We start from the raw sequence: 330 nt of genomic DNA, 5'->3' as shown, positions 1-330 counted from the left end.
CCCTAACCGCTCCCCTTAACCTTCCAGCACCGGGCAGGCGTCAGCCCGTATACTTCGCCTTGCGGCTTCGCACAGACCTGTGTTTTTGCTAAACAGTCGCTTGGGCCTTTTCACTGCGGCCCCCTCGTGCTATTCACACTACCGGGGCACCCCTTCTCCCGAAGTTACGGGGTCATTTTGCCGAGTTCCTTAACGAGAGTTCTTCCGCGCGCCTTAGAATTCTCTTCTCGCCTACCTGTGTCGGTTTGCGGTACGGGCACCTTCACCTGGTTAGAGGCTTTTCTTGGCAGTGTGAGATCATGACCTTCGGTACTATAATTTTCCCTCCCC

Annotated in this window: 1 rRNA gene; it reads right to left on the bottom strand. The window is 55.8% G+C overall.

Annotation, left to right across the window (positions count from 1 at the left end):
* Window positions 1-330, bottom strand: a 23S ribosomal RNA gene (locus tag KI379_RS33775); the annotation flags it as partial.

The organism is Paenibacillus cineris (assembly GCF_018333335.1).
In the GTDB taxonomy this organism is placed as follows: Bacteria; Bacillota; Bacilli; order Paenibacillales; family Paenibacillaceae; genus Paenibacillus_AQ; species Paenibacillus_AQ favisporus.
Note: the sequence above shows the minus strand (reverse complement) of the source record. Positions and strands in the feature narration are given on the sequence as shown.